Source organism: Bryocella sp. (genome assembly GCF_058498515.1).
In genome coordinates, this window is sequence record NZ_JBMHYI010000066.1 from 101,717 (window position 1) to 119,872 (window position 18,156).

Sequence of the window (18,156 nt, forward strand, 5' to 3'; positions counted from 1 at the left end):
CTCGCCACGTCGCGCAAAACGCGATCATTCTTACTCCGGCGCTCACATCCAGGGAAGAAGGAAGATGGCCGTTTCCCTTTGGATAAAAACCAGCGGTCTCGAACGCATCTTTTTTTGCCCTCAGTCAGCGAGTCGCGACCTCGTCGCTCGCGGTAGGCATACGCCAGGCGAGATACCCCGCTGCTAAACTGAACACCAAATGATCGAGCTGGCCTTCTCCATCCTTGCCGCGGACTTCGCGCACCTCGCCGACGAAATCGCCACCGCCGAGCGCGGCGGCGGCACCATCGTCCACGTCGACGTGATGGACGGCCACTTCGTCCCCAACATCACCTTCGGCCCGCCGGTGGTCAAGGCCATCCGGCCCATCACCAAGCTGCCGCTCGACTGCCACCTCATGATCGAGGACCCGGACGCCTTCATCCCCGAGTTCGCCAAAGCCGGCGCCGACATGGTCTCCGTGCAGATCGAGGCCTGCCGTCACCTCAATCGCACCCTCCAGCACATCACCGACAACGGCATGCTCGCCGGCGTCGTCCTCAACCCCGCCACCCCCGTCGAGATGCTCATCGAAGTCCTGCCCATGGTCCATCACGTCCTCGTCATGAGCGTGAACCCCGGCTTCGGTGGCCAAAAGTTCCTTCCGCGCTCCGTCACCCGCATCGCCCACCTCGCCCGCCTGCGCTACGAGCTGGGCCTGAACTTCCGCATCGAGGTCGATGGCGGCGTGGCCGACGACACCGTCGCCAGCGTCGTCGAAGCTGGAGCGGACATGCTCGTCGCCGGCTCCGCCATCTTCGAGCCCGGCAGGACCGAAGCCAACGCCAAACGTTTCCTCGAGATAGCCCGCGCCGCCGCACCCGCACCGGTCGTCTAGGGAACCTCTCAAAGGTCCCCGCTTTGTCAGGGCGGGACTTCAGTCCCGCCACAAGAGTGGTGACAGCAGGGTGGCTTTAGCCACTGAGGGAGTGCTGGGGACTTGGTGAGAAGGCCGCTCCACTCCGACAATCCAGCCGCCGCTCTCGGCCTCAGCCCGGCCGTGTAACGAACGCCGCCCGCACTCGTCCCACATGCAGGGGCTAGCGAGCCCGCTCAGAAAGCCAATTTCAGCGTCCGCCCAGGCTGTGGTCTTGGCCCTCAGGCGGCTACAATGAATAGGTGCGGCTGCCCCGGGCAGGCGCTCCACGAGGTTCCGGAGTCTTCATGCGCTTTACGATGTCCAGCTTCTTTCCCAGCCGCAAGGCAGCCCAGCTTGCTGGCCTGGCCCTGGCGGTGGCTCTTGTCTCCCTGCCGCTGAAGGCTCAGGACGCTGCAGCTCCGGCTCCCGCCTCGCAGCAGACCTCCGCCTCGCCCGCTCCCGCCAAAGACGACCAGCCCGCGCCGAAGAAGCATAAGCCCATCTTCGCCCGCATCAATCCGACGGAACAGGCCAAGGAAGACCAGGCCAAGGCGGAGCAGGCGAAGGAGGCCAAGGCCAAGGCTGTGCAGGTCAAGGCCGACAAGCCGAAGGAGCGCGTCGCCAAGGACGAGAGAGTCAAGCAGACCAAGGACACCGTCAAGGAAGTCAAGAAGGAGTCGCGCGAAAAGATCCTCGTCGGCAAGGATGCCACCCTTCCTGACAAGCAGCTCTACGACAAGGCCATCGCGCAGGAGAAGAGCGGCCACTTCGACGTCGCCCGCCTCGACCTCCAGACGCTGCTCAACACCTATCCCGACTCGCAGTACCTCATGCGCGCCAAGCTGGCCGTCGCCGACTGCTGGTACAAGGAAGGCGGCAGCGCCTCCCTCACCCAGGCCGAGCAGGAGTACAACGACTTCATCACCTTCTTCCCCAACGTCCCCGAAGCCGCCGAAGCCCAGATGCGCATCGGCGACATCTACTTCAAGCAGATGGACGTCCCGGACCGCGACTACGCCAAGGCCAACAAGGCCGAAGCCGCATACCGCACCATGCTCAAGCAGTATCCGGACTCGCCTAAGACCGTCCGCGACGAAGCCACCCAGAAGCTCCGCGAGGTGCAGGAAGTCCTCGCCACCCGCGAGGCTGAGATCGCCGCCTTCTACGCCTCGCACGAGAACTGGGCCGCCACCATCGCCCGCTACGACACCGTCATCGACAGCTATCCGCTCTACAGCCACATGGACGATGCGTACATCGGCAAGGGCGATGCCTACGAGGCGCAGGCCAAGACCGTTCGCAACACCCCCACCTGCATTCCGAACGTGAAGCCGCTGGGTCCCTGCCTCACAGAAGACGTGAAGGCCCGCCTGCTGCAGTACGACGATGGCACCGCCGCCGACGCCTACCGCAAGGTTGTCCTCGAGCACGCCGCCGCCCCGCACGTGGAAGATGCCAAGGAGCGCCTCGCGGCGATGAACCTGCCCATCCCCACGCCCACGGCCGAGCAGGTCGCCGCCAGCGACGCCCTGGAGGGAAGCCGCGCCCAGTACAACATCCGCCGCCGTCTGGAACTCCTCATCATGCGCCGCCCGGACACCGTTACGGCTGCGCAAATCGGAGCGCCACCGCTCGACGATCCACCGGCAACCACCGCTCCTGCGGTGCTGAAGGAGATCCGCGAAGCCTACGTCTCCGCGCTGAACCCGAACGCCCCCAAGTTGCCCGCCGCCCCTGGTGCCCCTGCAGCTCCGGCTGGTGATACCACCGCCGCCGCGGAACCCGTCTCCACGGCCGCACCGTCTCTCTCGGATGTTCCCGGCCCCGGTGGCAGCCCCGTCGACAGCAGCACGGGAACGATGTCCAACGCAACCGGCAGCACAGGCGGTTCGGGCACAGGCGTTGGCGTCGAGGTGCTCAATCCCAACGGCGGCAGCTCCGCTCCGGTGACCGCGAAGCCAGCGTTCGCCCCCGCCAGCGATCTTCCCTCGGCCTCCGGCAAGGCCGATCCCAACTTCGGCCTCAAGACCGCTGCCCCCACCAACACTTCCGCTCTTCCTGACGTAGAAAAGCCGGCCGAAGCTCCTGACCAGATCAACGAGGTTGCCGGCAAGCCGCAGCCCGTCCTGCCCCAGGATCAGCAGGCCACCGATGCCAAGGGCAAGAAGAAGAAGGCCAAGGCCCCCAAGGAAGACAAGACCGACGAGTCTTCCAGCAAGGACAAGAAGAAGAAGGGTCTCGGCAAGCTCAACCCGTTCTAAACGCTTCACCGAACTGGCAACGAAGAAGGGGCGCTTTGCCGAAGGGCGGGTGCCCCTTTTCGTTGCTGTTCGAATACAAGAAGAAACCGCTGAGATAGCGCAGGAGAAGTCCCCATGAAAAGCCCTATAAAAAACAAGATCGAAGAATCCCCCCGCGGCGACAGGCTGCAGAAGATCCTCGCTCAGGCCGGCATCGCCAGCCGCCGCGCCGCCGAGCAGTACATCCTCGATGGCCGCGTCCAGGTCAACGGCCAGACCGTCACCGAACTCGGCACCCGCGCCGACCTCGACCACGACCACGTCCGCGTCGATGGCAAGCTGCTCCACGGCCGCCAAGCCGTCCGCTACTTCATGCTCAACAAGCCCCGCGGCTACGTCACCACCTCGGAAGATCCCGAAGGTCGCAAGACCGTGATGGACCTCATCAGCGAGGACTCCCAGAAGAAGGTCACCGGCGAGCACAAGCGCATGCCGCGGCTCTTCCCGGTCGGCCGCCTGGACTACCTCAGCGAAGGCCTGCTGCTCCTCACCAACGACGGCGATCTCGCCAACCGGCTCTCCAAGGCCTCCGCGGGTGTCGAGAAGACCTACCTCGTCAAGGTCGCAGGCGTCCCCACCGAGCAATCGCTCGACATCCTGCGTCGCGGCGTTCTCATCGATCGCGGCCGCATCACTCCCGATCTCCCCAGGAGCTCCGCCAAGCGCGAAAAGATCATGACCCAGCCCGCGAAGGTCGAGCGCGTCCGCAGCGGCGATAATCCCTGGTTCGAAGTCACCCTCACCGAGGGCCGCAACCGCCAGCTCCGCAAGATGTTCGAAGAGGTTGGCCACCACGTCGAAAAGATTCGCCGCATCGGCTACGGAGCTCTCGTCCTCGACGTTCCTCCCGGCACCTTCCGCGAACTCACCATGGGTGAGGTGATGGCCCTTGGCCGCGCCGCCGCCGGCAAAAAGGTTGAGCGCAAGAAGGTCCTGCCCGAGGCTGCGCAACTCAAAAAGCCTGTACCGCCCAAGCGCAAGCGCCCGGCAAAGTCCTCCTCGCGCGGCAAGTCTCCGATGAGCCGTCCTCGGGCCTAAGGGAACCTGCAAGAACCCCGCTTTGAAACGGCGGGGCTTTCAGCTCCTGCCGCAAAAGCCTGAAAGCATTTCGGCTTCAGCCCTGGAGGGACTCCGCCCTTGCAGCGAATTCTTCCGCACTCCGGCACAACCACGGGAGCAGGTTAGGGTCTCTTACTGACAGGCCAGCCTTCTGGTCCGGACGATGCCGAGATTTGGCCAACCCGGGTCCGAACGGAGCAAGCTGGCTCCCGCGTTCGGCCTTATAGCCAACGCAGGACTCGCTCCAGGAATCAGGAAAGGTTGGTACGAATGATGCGTTTCCTCAAGATTGCCGCTGTGGCTACAGCTGCCGTTGCCCTGGCAACCGCCGCTCCTAAGACATCACAAGCTCAGGTCACCTTCGGCGTGAACATCGGCGCTGCCCCGGCATGCCCCTATGGCTACTATGGCTACGCTCCCTATAACTGCGCTCCCTACGGCTACTACGGTCCGGAGTGGTTCGGCAACGGCGTCTTCATCGGCGCGGGTCCCTGGTTCCACGGCGGCGATCACTTCCACGGTCACATCAACCACGCCTACGATCCGCACTATGGCTATCACGGTGCGTTCCCAGAGCGTGGCGGCGCGTACCATGAGCCCGCCGACCACTGGAACAACTTCCACGCCAGCCACTACTACGACGGCCATGCAGAGCACGACGATCACGGCTTCCACCACGATGGCGGCGGTCACCCCCGCTAACGCTCTCTATCCATCCTGTTCGTCTGAAACGGCCCCGAGCTCCAAGCTTCGGGGCCGTTTGCTGCGGTGCACCGGAACGATTGCACTTGGGCGAACAAACCACGAACAGCGCTACAATCGCACATGGCTTCGCCCGCGCCCCTCCTCGACACCGCCGCAGCCGACGATCCCGCGCAGGCCCTCGCCTGGGCGCATCCCGTCGTCGCCGAGTGGTTCCTCGCGAAGTTCGGCTCCGCCACCGAGCCGCAAATCGCCGGCTGGCCCGCCATCCTGCGCGGAGACCCCACCCTGATCTCCGCGCCCACCGGCTCCGGCAAGACCCTCGCAGCGTTCCTCGTCGCCATCGACCGCCTCCTCCGCGCTGCGCTCGAAGGCCGCCTCGCGCCTTGGACCCACGTCCTCTACGTCTCGCCGCTCAAGGCGCTCTCGAACGACGTCCAGAAGAATCTCGACGGCCCCCTCCGCGAGATCCGCGACCTCGCGCTCGAACGCGGCTTCCTCTGCCCCGAGATCCGCACCGGCATCCGCACCGGCGACACGCCGCAGAAAGACCGCGCAGCCATGCTGCGCAACCCTCCGCACATCCTCGTCACCACGCCCGAATCGCTCTACATGCTCCTCACCGCCGAGAAACCCCGCAAGAACCTCGGCCGCGTAGAGACCATCATCATCGACGAAGTCCACGCCGTAGCCGACGACAAACGAGGCTCCCACCTCGCCCTCACCTTGGAGCGCCTCGACGCCCTCGTCCGCGGCGACAACCGCCTCTCCCCCGGCGCCATGCTCACCGGCATGGCCCACGCCCCGCAACGCATCGGCCTCTCCGCCACCCAGAATCCCATCCAGCTAGTAGCCAACTTCCTCTTTGGGAGTAGCAGCGGGCTTCAGCCCGCGGAAACACACCCCCACAACGAAGCGGCTTCAGCCCCGGTGGGAGCCCGGGACTCCTCCGGTTGTCATCCTGAGCGAAGCGAAGGACCTGCTTCTCGGACTCAGCAAGTTGTGTCATCTCGACCCGAGGAGAAGCGTAGCGAAGCCGAAGCGGAGAGACCTGCTTCTCCGCCTGATGCAACACCGCCCTCTGAACCCTGGCCCCTGGCCCCTGACCCCTCAGCCCTTGGCCCTAATCCCTATCCCCTAATCCCTAATCCCTGCATCATCCAGGTCGGCCAACGCCGCATCCTCGACCTCGCCATCGAAATCCCCTCCGACGAACTCAGCTCCGTCGCCTCCACCGCCATGTGGACTGAGGTCTACGACAAGCTCGCCGCCTTCACCCACTCCCACCGCTCCACGCTGGTCTTCGTCAACACCCGCAAGCTCGTCGAAAAAATCAGCTTCGAGCTAGCCGACCGCCTCGGCGACGCTGCCGTCGGAGCCCACCACGGCTCGCTATCTCGTGCTCTGCGGTTGGACGCAGAGCAGCGCCTCAAGGCCGGCGAGATCAAAATCCTCGTCGCCACCGCTTCGCTCGAACTCGGCATCGACATCGGCTCCGTCGACCTAGTCTGCCAGATAGCCACCACCCGCAATGTCGCAGTGGCAATGCAGCGCGTCGGCCGCGCCGGCCACTGGCGCGGAGCCATTCCCAAGGGCCGCTTCTTCTCCATGACTCGCGACGACCTCATGGAGCAGGCCGCGCTCCTCCGCAAGATGGTCGCTGGCGAGCTCGACCTCCTCGAAGTCCCCGACGCCCCCCTCGACGTCCTCATGCAGCAGATCGTCGCCGCCTGCGGAGCCGAGCCCTGGGAAGAAGACGCGCTCTACGCCCTCGTCACCCGCGCCTGGCCCTATCGCAACCTCACCCGCAACGAGTTCGACGAAGTCATCAAGCTGCTCCACACCGGCATCGAAAGCTCCCGCGGCCGATACGGCGCGCTGCTGCTGCGCGACGGCGTGAACGGCCGCCTCCAGGCCCGCCGCGGCGCACGCTCCCTCGCGATCACCAACGGCGGAGCCATCCCCGACACCGCCAACTACGCGGTCATGCTGCAGCCCGAAAACGTCCAGATCGCCACGCTCGACGAGCACTTCGCCGTCGATTCGTCCCCCGGTGACGTCGTGCTCCTCGGCAACACCAGCTGGCGCATCCAGCGCATCGATCCCGCCGGCAAGGTCCTCGTAGAAGACGCCCACGGAGCTCCACCCACCATCCCGTTCTGGGAAGGCGAAGCCCCCCAACGCACCTCCGTCCTCTCGGACGGCGTCAGCGACCTCCGCCACGAAATCGACCTCCGCACCTCCTACGTCGGACCCACCCACCTGTCGGGCATGCACGATCCGGAGAGCGAAAATTCGGGTGCCCGCCCCCTCGATCCTGAGAGGTGGGAGAACCACCACCAAAATTCGCAGAGCCCCCTTGACCCTTGGCCCTCGACCCTTGGCCCTCAGTCCTCCCCCCACCACCAACTCCTCTCCACCATCGCCTGGCTCCGCGAAACCTGCTTCCTCTCCGACTCCGCCGCCCGCCAGCTCATCGCCTACATCGTCACCGGCCGCGCCGTACTCGGCGCTGTGCCGACGAAGACAACCATCATTGCCGAACGCTTCTTCGATGAAGGCGGCGGCCAGCAGCTCATCCTGCACGCCCCCTTCGGTGGCCGCCTCAACAAGGCCTGGGGCCTCGCCCTGCGCAAACGCTTCTGCCGCGGCTTCAACTTCGAGCTCCAGGCCGCCGCCACCGACAACGGCATCAACATCTCCCTCGCCGAGCAGCACAGCTTCCCGCTGCACGAAGTCTTCCGCTTCCTCAGCGTCAACACCGCGCGCGAACTGCTCGAGCAGGCCTGCATCCCCAACCCGCTCTTCAAGAACCGCTGGCGCTGGGCCGCCGGCCGCTCGCTCCAGCTCCTCCGCATGCAGAAAGGCAAGCGCGTCGCCCCGCAAATCCAGCGCACCCGCTCCGACGATCTCCTCGCCAGCGTCTTCCCCCACGCCTCCGCCTGCCCCGAGACCATGACCGGCGACATCGTCATCCCCAATCACCCACTCGTCCGCGAGGTGATGAAGGACACCCTCACTGAAGCCATGGACATCGAAGGCCTTGAAGAGCTGTTGCGCGACATCGAGTCCGGAGCCATCCAGTGCCTCGCCGTCGACACCCCGGTCCCATCGCAGTTCGCGCATGAGCTCATCAACGCCATGCCCTACGCCTACCTCGATGAGGCTGGCCTCGAAGAACGCCGCGCCCGCAACGTCTCCACGCGCCGCACTCTGCCCGACAACATCGCCGACGGCGAAGGCCTCCTCGATCCCGCAGCCATCGCCCAGATCCGCGAAGAACTCTTCCCCGACATCCGCGACGAGCACGAGCTCCACGACCTCTTGCTCCAGCTAGTAGCGTTGCCCTTTTCCTTCCTGTATGAACAGCTTTTGCACGAACAATCACAACTGCAAACGCAAAGTACGCAGAGTGACGCAGAGGAAACCACCCAACAAACGCCGCGCCCCACTGCGTACGCCGCGTCCACCGCGTTCGCAGTGGGAGATCAAGCTGCCACGCATCGCGCCGGCCACTGGCCCCACCACTTCGCACGCTTGCAGGAGCAGGGAAGAGCTTTCGCCTTCGACATCAACGGCGAACACTTCTGGATCGCCGCCGAGCGCCTCGAAGACGCCAAGCTCCTCTGGCCCGATCTAGTCCCTCTCAACCTGCCGCAGATCGGAACTCCGAAGAACGACTTCGTCCTCGCCGGCACCGAATACCGAGAGCCCCAGACCTTCGCCCCCCGCGATACAGCCGCTCTCGCTCTCACGCAAGGCTGGCTGCAGCTCCTCGGCCCTATCACGTCGCGATCCCTCGCAGCACTCGTCCAGCTCGATCCCGCGCTGATCTTCCAGGCAGTCCTCGCCATGGAGATCCAGGGCCTCGCCATGCGCGGCGTCTTCGAGCACCCCAAGTCCGCAGACGACGCGCCTCACGCCACAGAATGGTGCGAGCGCCGCATCCTCCAACGCATCCACCGCCTCACGCTAGGCACGCTCCGCAAGCAGATCGAGCCCGTCTCGCCTGCCGCCTTCATGGACTGGCTCCTCACCTGGCAGCACGCCGCCCCGCAGTCGCAGCTCAGCGGGGAAGAAGGCGTCCTCGCGGCTCTGGAACAGTTGGAAGGCTTCGAAGCCCCCGCCATCGAGTGGGAGCGCACCCTGCTCCCCGCCCGCGTCGCCCACTACGATCCCGCCTGGCTCGACAACCTGTGCCTCGCCGGTATCGTCGGTTGGGGCCGCATCTCGCCCCACCCCGCCTGGAATGACCTCAAGCCCGACGCGGCAAAGAACCCGGGTGCCGCACGTCTCGCTTCTGAGACATGGGATCAAGCCCCCCAACCGAACTCTGTCGCTTCCGGCCCCCGCCGCGTCATCCCCACCAGCGCCGCCCCCATCACCTTCTTCCTCCGCGAGGGCGCTGACTGGCTGCACCACGCCCTCGCCGAGAAGTGCGTCGAAGAACAAGTCCTCGCACAATCGCTCTCGCCGCACGCCCAGACCCTCCGCACGTTGCTTCGCGCTAAGGGCGCTGCCTTCACCGCCGACCTGCAACGCCTCGGCAACCTCACCAAGCTCGAGACCACCACCGCCCTCTGGGAGCTCGCCACCGCCGGCCTCGCCTCCGCCGACGGCTGGGACCAGATGCGCGCCATGATGGACCCCCGCCGCAAGTCCGCCGCCATCGAGCAAACCCCCGTCACCAGCCTCAAGAAGCGAGCCTTCGCTCGCACCACCGCCGGCCGCTGGTCCCTCCTCTGTGACCCTTCCACAGAATTAGGTGCCCCACATCTCGAAGAGATGTGGGATCAGACACGAAAGCAGGCACGCGCTATCGCCGCCGCAAAATCCCGCGCCGCCGCCCTAGACGCCCACGCCCGCATCCTGCTCACCCGCTACGGCGTCCTCTTCCGCGATCTCCTCGCCCGCGAGTCCAACGCCCCCAAGTGGCGCGACCTCGTCCCCATCCTCCGCCGCTTGGAAGCCCGCGGAGAAATCCGCGGTGGACGCTTCGTCTCCGGCCCTTTCGGCGAGCAGTATGCCCTCAAAGAAGCCGTCGACTCCCTCCGCGCCGCCCGCCGCAGCAACGCCACGCGTGCGCAAGAAACCGCGCCGCGCATAGTCTCCATCGCTGCGGCGGACCCGCTGAACCTCGTCGGCATCCTCATTCCAGGAGACCGCGTCGCCGCCATCCCCGGCAGAGCCGTCCGCTTTGTCGATGGCACTGTGCTTGAGGACGAGTCCATGCAGCTCGTAGCCTCCAAGCGTCCGCCCAGGAAGGCCCGCGTCCAAAGCGTCGCAGACATGCTCCGTGCCGACGCCGTCGCAACCCGTTCCGCGCCGCACGACGCGCCGCTACGATTGTTCTCGTGAGCGACGAGAATCAGCCCGAGACGCAACAGGAAAACCCCGGAGAACCCGAAGCCGACTTCTACATGGAGAACGGCTTCGTGGTCTTCACAGCCAGCTTCCTTCGCCGGCGCGGCTACTGCTGCGAGAACGGCTGTCGCCACTGTCCCTACAAAGAGTCGCCGATCTCCTAGAGACCTGGGTGCACGTGCAGGCCCGTCCGCGCGTGCAGGCCCGTGCGATCTTGCAAGCTCTGCAGCGACTTGACGAAGACCCTGGCCGCAATGCCAAAAGGACTGCGGTCGCCCATCACCGTCTCCGGCTGGAGGTACTCACCCGAGTTGGTGCGGCGGATCAGATCGCTGGCCGACTCGTGCAGCCGCGCATGGTCGTTCATCAATTTCTGGTACTCGGGCAGATGCTGAAAAGACCGGCCCTCGCCATAAAGCCACTTCCCGAGTTCACAACGGCTATCCTGGCGAATTGTCGCTGGTTGAAGGCTTCCATCTGGAGACGATAGGTAGCGGGTTACCTTCATCTTCCATCCCGTATGGGCAGTGACTGCCTGTTGCAAGTTCATAGTGCTTCTCCGGACCTTTCTACGGCCACTGGGAAGCAATCGGCAGATAGGGCTTGGTTGTTGAATCACATGCTTCGCAGCCGCCCTAATCCATCGTCGACTTCGGCGCCTCTCCGAGGGCGGGTAGGCTCCCCGCCGACGCAATGCGACGCTTCCGCAACTCGTCCGCGTTGCTCAGCATGATCTTCACCTCCGGGTCATTCAGGTAAGGCCGCAGCGCCGCGTCCTCGGCCATCGCGGCACGCACCTCGAAGCCGCCCTCGCTGGCCTTCGCCAGCCACTCCCGCGTCAGCTGGGGACGTCGCGACTTCGCATACAGCCTCGCCATCTCGAAGCACAGCTGCGGGTAGTTCCGCGAGCCCACCACGTGCGCCGTCACGCCGCCGGTCTCGCGCTCCCGCATGATCGTCGGATCCAGCCGGAGCGCAGCCGCAAACTGCTGCTGCGCGCTCTCCATATCCTTCTTCTCGAAGTACGCCATCGCCAGGTTCGCGTGATACACCCCGGAGCGCCGGTCGTAGTGGATCGCCTTCTTGTAGTCGTCGATCGCCGCGGCGTAATGCGTCTCGGTGAACTCCGTCACGGCGAGGTTGTTCCACGCCTGCGAGTTCTTCTTGCTCACGCGCACCACGCGCAGGAACAGCTGCCGCGCCAGTTCATCCTGCCGCAGCTCCAGGCGCACGATGCCCATCTTGTTCAGCAGGTGGTCCACATCCCCGCCGCGCTGCACGGCGTACTCGTAGTAATCCAGCGCATCCTCGGGAAAGCGACGCGCGCGCAACACATCGCCGGCCATCTCCAGCTTGGCTGCGCTCGCCGTCTTCGGATCGGGAAGATGCGGCGCGATCGAGTCCCACTCGGGACCGCTGTGCAGGCTGGCGCGCTCCTCCGGCGACGTGCCGACCGCCGGATTCTGTGCTGAGAGGGTGCCGCACGCGAGCGCGGCTGCGAGCATCGTGGACGGGAACCAGCGAAGTGGGCGCATGAATTGGCCCCTCCTTATCGGTGGGCCAACATCATGCTCCCCGCCCGGGTACGCGTCAAGCCGTCTCCACCGCAGCTGCTGCGCTGTCTGGGTGTTCCGGGTCCCTTAAGGGACCCGGGCTCATTTGCAGGATGCAGGGTGCCCCACCTCTCGATCCTGAGAGGTGGGTTCGCAGGATGCTCATGGAGCGCGGTTTGAAGGGACGGGGCTTTAGCCCCGCCATCAACGGCCAGCAATCACCGGGCTTTAGCCCCTGAGGTGTCGGATCCTTGAGCAGCGAAGAACTCTGCGCAAGGCTTTCCCTAATCGGAAGGAGGCGCCGCTGTCGCACCGGCCGGTGCCGCCACCGCCGGTTGCGCCGCCGCCTGGATCCGCACCGCCATCCGCGGGAACGTAAAGCTCCCGCCCGCATCGTCGATCACATTCACCTGGCAGATGTACGTCCCCGGCTTCAGCGGAGCCAGCGGCACATCGAACTGGAACGCCACAGCTCCCCGCTGCGGAATGTTCACCGCATCGGCGGTCACCAGCGGAGTCTCGTACACCTTTACGCCGCCGGAGAGAAACTCGATCGAGGTGAGCACGTGCACCGGCCCACCATCCCGCCGCACAATCCCAGGCGTCGGCGCCGGCGCCGGAGCATCCTTCGCCCGCGTGGGGTCATAGACCTCGTACAGGAAGTACAAATGCTGGTCTTGCCGGAAGACGTGCGCCACATTCGGCACCCAGTTCAGACCATCGCGCACCAGCAGGTTGTTGCCGCTGTTCTTGCTCGTATCCGGCGTGCGCTGGCTCGCCAGCACAATCGAGCTCGTCTTGATCGGCAGCTTCTTCATGTCCGGAACCTGCAGGTCCGTCTCGAAGCTCCCCATCGCTCCCGTCTGGTTCTCACGCACCACGAACTTCAGGTGATACTTGCCCGGAGCCAGCGTGAACGCCGTGCCGTATTGGATGTTCTTGCGCTCCACATGCTGCGCCGCATCCAGGGATAGCTTGACGGTGTCGCGCACGTTGCCCACCGTCACACCCTGTCCGTTCTGCACCCGGCCCATGATGTCGATCGAAGCCTTGCTCGTATCCTTCACCGTAGTGAACGGAATCTGCGAGCCAGGAATCACCAGCGAGATCGGGATATAGAACAGCGCCTCGGTCTGCCGGAAGTACAACGCCTGCAGGTAGACCGCAACATCGGTAGCCGGCAGATCGCTGCGCATCTGCTGCGTCAGCGCCAGCTCGCGGTCTTCGGTCTTCTGGTGCTGGAAGTCTGCAGGCGCATAGTAGCCGGGACGGAACTCCAGCTTCGCATCCGGCCGATCCACTTTCACCGTCAGGTGACGATACCCTCCATCACGAGCCTTGTTGCTCGAGTGGAAGCCGAGAATGTAATACGCCTCGGTGTCGTGCTGAATCTGTTGGAACGCCGGAGCAAAGTCGTTGTCGTCGAAGAACGCCTTGCCGCCCGTGTCGCGCGCCAGCGTGTCCAGCGTCTCCTGCGAGCTGTAGTTCGACGCCAGCTGCGACGTGATCGCCGATCCGGAGTAAGCACTCGCTCCCCGGATGGAACCCGAGTTGCCCGCACCGCCCGGAGGCAGCGCTTGCAGCCCTCGCGTATCCACCGCGTAGATCGCCATGTTGGCCTTCGCCGCTTCGTTCGTCGCCGCCCGCAGGCTCGCCTGGTTCTCGATGCCGTTGCGCGTCAGCCCGCCTGAGAAATACAGCATCGACTTGCGCTGGTCCACATGCTCTAGCGACTTGGAAATAGCCTGAATCGCCAGCAACTCGCGATCCGTGTTCAGCGAGTTGTACTCCGTATCATCCGCCGCGAACGCCGTCGCATCGTCCCCCGTACCATCGGTCGATCCCGTCCCACCGTTCGCAAAGCCCGAAGCATCCTGCCCGTTGTAGCGCTTGATCCCGCGCAGCAGCGTGGCCTTGTCGCCGGTAAAGTCCTGGTCCATCGTCAGGCCCGTGGACATGCTCACCAGCGCCACCAGATCCGCCGGAGCCATCTGTTTATTCACGTAATTCGTAGCGGCATCGACAGCCCGATCGATGTCCTCATCCTGCATCGAGCTCAGGTCGAAGAACAGCACGATCAGCCGATGATCATGCAGCGCCTTCGGATCCGCCGCGAAGTTCCGCTCCAGCAGGTCCGCCACCGAAGCCTTGCCCGCAACCGTCGACTTCTCCGCCAGCTGCGCCGCCTGGTCCACGTTCTGGTAGTCGAAGCTCACAATCTGCTGCGGAGCCTTGTCCTCGATGATCGTGAAGTCCGAGGCCTTCAACCCCGTGATGACCTGCCCGGTCCTCTTGTCGCGCACCACCACGTTGGTCAGCACGATGTCCGCATTGATGGAGAGCGTGAAGCCCTTGCCGCTCTGCCGCGCGACGTTGGTATCCTGCGGCTGCGCATCCGCAGGAGCAGGCGCGGTCTGCGCGGCTGCAGTCTGGGCAGCGAGCATCATCGGCTCCATCGCCGCCAGCAACGTCAGCATCACCATCGCCATACTTCGATTCGATGTAACTCTCATCCTGATCGGCGCCACCGATGCTCCTGTCTTTCTTGTTGTCATCCTCGGAGAGGATCTGCTTCTCTACTCTCCCAACGAACAACGCTCCGCTAGAACCTGTATCGCATCTGATACGTAATGCTCCGCATCGCGGCCGCGCTCGTCACCTGGCCAAAGCCGTTCCCGCTGCTCAGCGTCGTGCTGATGCCGCTGTACTGCACCGTGTTGAACACGTTGTTCGCGGTCATGCGAGCCTCCAGCGAGCGCGTCGATCCCATCGTGAAGGTGCGCGATAGCGATGACGCCACGCTCACCGTGCCCGGCCCTTCAATCGAGCCCGGCGAAGCGCTGCCATACACGGAAAGATTGTTCACCAGCGGCGACGTAAAGGCCGCCGTGTTGAACCACTCGCCGAGTCTTTCCGGCCCCTTGATGGGTTGCGTGAAGTCGCGGTTTGGCCGCTGCACGTAAACGTTGCCGCTCAACGCCGTCGCCGCGCTCTGCGCATATTGCGGCGTGAAGTACGTGCCGGTCCCGAACGTGAAGTTCCCGCTCAGGTCCCATCCATCCAGGATGTACGCCACCTTGCCGCCCTTGTTGAAGAACGCCCGGTTCGGTCCGAAGGGAAGCTCCGTCACGAACGTACCGGTAAGGTTGTGCCGTTGATCGAAGCTCGCATTGCCCTCTTCCGCCCGCAGGTCAAAGAGGTTCTGCACCGGGGTGCCCACCGCGCCACCCACGCCCGAGGCATTATCGATCGCGTGCATGTAGGTATACGTCGCACCCACCGCAATGCCCTTCTGCATACGCTTTTGTGCACTCACCACCAGCTGATTGGAGTGCGAAGCCGCAGCGGACTCTTCATAGTCGAACGGCGCAAAGGCAGCCAGTCCAGGCCGGATGCCCGTGGAGCTATAAGTCGTGGGCACACCGTTCGGCGAACCTACGACATCAAGGTTTGATCCCTTGGTCCCGTTGTAGCCTACGTTCACCACAATGCCCAACCCAAACGTCCGCTGTAGGTTCAGGTTGTACAGCTGCACCATGCCCAGCCGATAGTTCTTGTCGACTGCCCAGTTGTTCTGGGTCAGCGTGCTGGTCGAGCAGCCAAAGCCATTGGCAAGTGTCATCGTCGTTGTCGGGTTGAGTGGCGTAGTTGGAGTAACGGTAGTGCAGCCCGAGCTCAGCGTGTTCGTCTCCGTGACCGCGAATGGCGGCTGGCCGCTCAGCTTCTTCGCGAACACCGCATACTGCCCCGTGTTGTAGTTGATGCCATAGCCACCACGCAGTACCGTCTGCTTCGTCAGCCCCTTATTCGGCATGCGGTACGCCACGCCGATGCGCGGTGCGTACATCGTCTTGTCGGGGTTCACCAGGCTGTTGGGATACTTGCCGCCGTACGTGCCATTCGCTCCCGGCAACACCGCATCGAAGTTCTGCAGCCCCGCATCGTGGTCCAGGTTCACCAACCGGTTGTTCTTCTCACTGAACGGCCCAAAGTACTCGTACCGCACCGCCGCGTTGACCGTAAAGTGCGAGGTCATGCGCCAGTCATCCATCACGTACCAGTCGTAGACGTTTTCGCGCAGGTACGTCTTGTAGGAGTTCGCCTGGATGGACGTCGTCTGCGGCAGGCCGAGCAGGAAGTCCGCAAACGCATCGCCCGTGGCCCCGCTGCTGCCCGCCTGGCCCGAGACCTGATCGGCGCCGTCGGCCGTCGCGTAGCCCGTGAAGCTCAATCTGCCCAGCGGATTATTGCCGCCGATGCTGTCGTTGTGGACGCGCCGAATATCCAGCCCCAGCCGCAGGTTGTGCTTGCCATGCCGCCACGCCACAAAGTCCGAGAACGCGAGCGTCTGGTTCACGCTCTCGTTCGGGCTGGTGTTCGAGAGGGGCTGAAACCCCGAGAGCGAGATCGTCGGCAAGCCGTCATAGAAGCGCGGATCCGAGAAGCCGCCAGTGTTGTTCGGCACAACCACTCCCGCCGTCGCGCTGGGATTGATGGCCGTGTCCGTAAAGTAATTGCGCGTCTCAGCGTGCAGCCGGTTCCAGTTCACCGACGCATTGTTCGAGAGCCTGCCATAGCTGATCGTGTATCCGACATTCAGCCCATTGCCGTCGCTCTCGTTCGCTCCACCCAGCGGAAGGAAGATGTTCCGCTGATCCGCCGCCGAGTGCGAGTAGTTGTAAGCGATGTTGATGTTCTGCCGCAGCGTCGGCTTCTGGTTCGGGTTATTCGCTCCGTTGCGTCCGCCTCGCCCGCCACCGCCACCACCGCCACCGAAGCGCCCAAACGGTGTATTCGTCGCCGATCCCAGCGTCCGCACATAACGCGCGTTGATCGCCACGTTGTTGTTCCCGCCGTTCGATACCGTCTGGTAGTTATCGCCCAGCGAGTTCGGCGCTGTATTCGGCGCAGGATAGTAGCTCAACAGCGCCAGCGCTTGCGGCGAGATAGGCACGCTAGCGTTCGCGAGGTTATTACCCAGGATGGCGTTACCCGTCTTTGGATCGTAGAGCTGCACCGCGGTCGCATCCGCTCCGAAGCCCAGCGTCGACTGCGAGAAGTTCCCCGCACGCTCCAGCGCCGTCGGAACACGCCCCACCGCCGTGAACTGCGTCAGGTTCTTCTGCCCCGTAAAGTTCACGAACATAAACTGCTTCGTGTTGGGCTTCGTCAGCCCCGGAATGTACGGCGAGGCCGCCAGCGTAATCCCATAACGATTTTGGAACGCCGAAGGATTCGGCTGCGGCAGCAGTGTCGGCGACCACGGCGCCGAGTTCAACGCCGAGTTCAGTCCCTGGTAGAAGATGCTGCCATGCGGCTGCGCCGGATTAAAGTTCCTGAAGTTTCCGAACCCTCCACCCCCGCCGCCACGCCCACCGCGTCCACCACCACCACCGCCGGGGCCGCCAAAACCACCACCGCCGCCCATCATGCCCATCACCCCGGCCACGATCTGGTTGGTATCCACTCCCGGAGGCAGCATCCCATTCTGGCGCGCATTGTCCATCGCGTTCTGCACGCGGTCGCGGATCTCATCCTCGCTCACGCCCGCGAGCGCATTCGTCTGCCCCGCCTGTCCATTCACCGCGATGGCATCATCCGCCGCCGCACCGCCAGCACCACTGTCGAGTCCCGAAAGCGAAGGCAGTGCGGCGCCCGTGTTGCCCGCTCCCGCGCTGGCATCGGTCACATCCGTATCACCCTGCGCCAGCGCCAGCGATTGAGTCCCATTCCCGGCCCGAGCCGTCGTACGCGCCGTCTGCGCAGCCTCAGCCGCTGCAGCGCGACTCGCCAGCTCCAGCCCAAAGTCCGTCGCCTTCGGAGCAATCGTGATGCCCTGTGCCGCGGCCTGCGCCTCCGCTCCCGTTAGCACCACCTCCTGCGTCGTCGCGGAAAACCCCGTCAGCTCGGCCTTCACCACGTACCGCCCGTTGCGCAGGATCTTCATCTCGTAGTTGCCATCCACGTCCGTCGCCGACGTGTACTTCCGCCCGGTCAGCGTGTTGGTCGCCGTCACGCTCACGCCCGGCAACGGCACGCCGCCAGGCTTCCCGGCGGTCCCTGCAAAGACCTTGCCGCGAATCGTCCCACCCTGCGCTGCCGCATTGGGCGTCGCTGTTGCCGTAGCCTGCTGCGCAACCGGTGCGGCAACCGGAGCCGCGGGTGCTTCCTGGGCGTGGCCAACCGCGCTGCCCGCAAGGACCAGCACACCAGCGCGAACGAATTTGTACGTACTTGGCAAGGACACCTCTCCCGTAGCGGCCTCGTGGCCGGCGGTTGG

At 64.5% G+C, this 18,156-nt stretch carries 10 protein-coding genes; 6 read left to right on the forward strand and 4 right to left on the reverse strand.

Going from position 1 to position 18,156, the window contains the following annotated elements; translation table 11 throughout:
- Positions 1-199 precede the first annotated feature (199 nt).
- From rpe to AC5E6W_RS19540, 6 genes are all read left to right on the forward strand, one after another.
- Positions 200-877: a ribulose-phosphate 3-epimerase gene (rpe, locus tag AC5E6W_RS19515; RefSeq protein ID WP_491754009.1), complete on the forward strand. Its 678-nt coding sequence runs from the start codon at positions 200-202 to the stop codon at positions 875-877.
- 326 nt (positions 878-1,203) lie between these two features.
- Positions 1,204-3,159, forward strand: coding sequence for an outer membrane protein assembly factor BamD (locus AC5E6W_RS19520; protein ID WP_491754010.1), 1,956 nt, complete (start codon positions 1,204-1,206; stop codon positions 3,157-3,159).
- A 114-nt stretch (positions 3,160-3,273) separates the two neighbouring features.
- The gene (locus tag AC5E6W_RS19525; protein ID WP_491754011.1) at positions 3,274-4,236 is read left to right on the forward strand and encodes a pseudouridine synthase; all 963 of its coding nucleotides are present in this window, start codon (positions 3,274-3,276) and stop codon (positions 4,234-4,236) included.
- A 291-nt stretch (positions 4,237-4,527) separates the two neighbouring features.
- Positions 4,528-4,959: a hypothetical protein gene (locus AC5E6W_RS19530; RefSeq protein ID WP_491754012.1), complete on the forward strand. Its 432-nt coding sequence runs from the start codon at positions 4,528-4,530 to the stop codon at positions 4,957-4,959.
- Between the two features lie 123 nt (positions 4,960-5,082).
- Complete coding sequence (locus tag AC5E6W_RS19535) at positions 5,083-10,317, forward strand: DEAD/DEAH box helicase (RefSeq protein WP_491754013.1); 5,235 nt, start codon at positions 5,083-5,085, stop codon at positions 10,315-10,317.
- Complete coding sequence (locus AC5E6W_RS19540) at positions 10,314-10,487, forward strand: C1orf53 family protein (RefSeq protein ID WP_491754014.1); 174 nt, start codon at positions 10,314-10,316, stop codon at positions 10,485-10,487. The genes AC5E6W_RS19535 and AC5E6W_RS19540 overlap by 4 nt, the downstream gene beginning before the upstream one ends.
- Here the strand turns inward: AC5E6W_RS19540 and AC5E6W_RS19545 are convergent.
- The 4 genes from AC5E6W_RS19545 to AC5E6W_RS19560 all read right to left on the reverse strand — a co-directional run bounded on the left by AC5E6W_RS19545 (position 10,484) and on the right by AC5E6W_RS19560 (position 18,117).
- The gene (locus tag AC5E6W_RS19545) at positions 10,484-10,873 is read right to left on the reverse strand and encodes a CZB domain-containing protein (RefSeq protein WP_491754015.1); all 390 of its coding nucleotides are present in this window, start codon (positions 10,871-10,873) and stop codon (positions 10,484-10,486) included. The genes AC5E6W_RS19540 and AC5E6W_RS19545 overlap by 4 nt on opposite strands.
- Before the next feature lie 85 nt (positions 10,874-10,958).
- Complete coding sequence (locus AC5E6W_RS19550) at positions 10,959-11,858, reverse strand: tetratricopeptide repeat protein (protein ID WP_491754016.1); 900 nt, start codon at positions 11,856-11,858, stop codon at positions 10,959-10,961.
- Between the two features lie 302 nt (positions 11,859-12,160).
- Positions 12,161-14,389: a VWA domain-containing protein gene (locus AC5E6W_RS19555; RefSeq protein WP_491754017.1), complete on the reverse strand. Its 2,229-nt coding sequence runs from the start codon at positions 14,387-14,389 to the stop codon at positions 12,161-12,163.
- A gap of 89 nt (positions 14,390-14,478) precedes the next feature.
- The gene (locus AC5E6W_RS19560) at positions 14,479-18,117 is read right to left on the reverse strand and encodes a carboxypeptidase-like regulatory domain-containing protein (protein WP_491754018.1); all 3,639 of its coding nucleotides are present in this window, start codon (positions 18,115-18,117) and stop codon (positions 14,479-14,481) included.
- Positions 18,118-18,156: the final 39 nt, after the last annotated feature.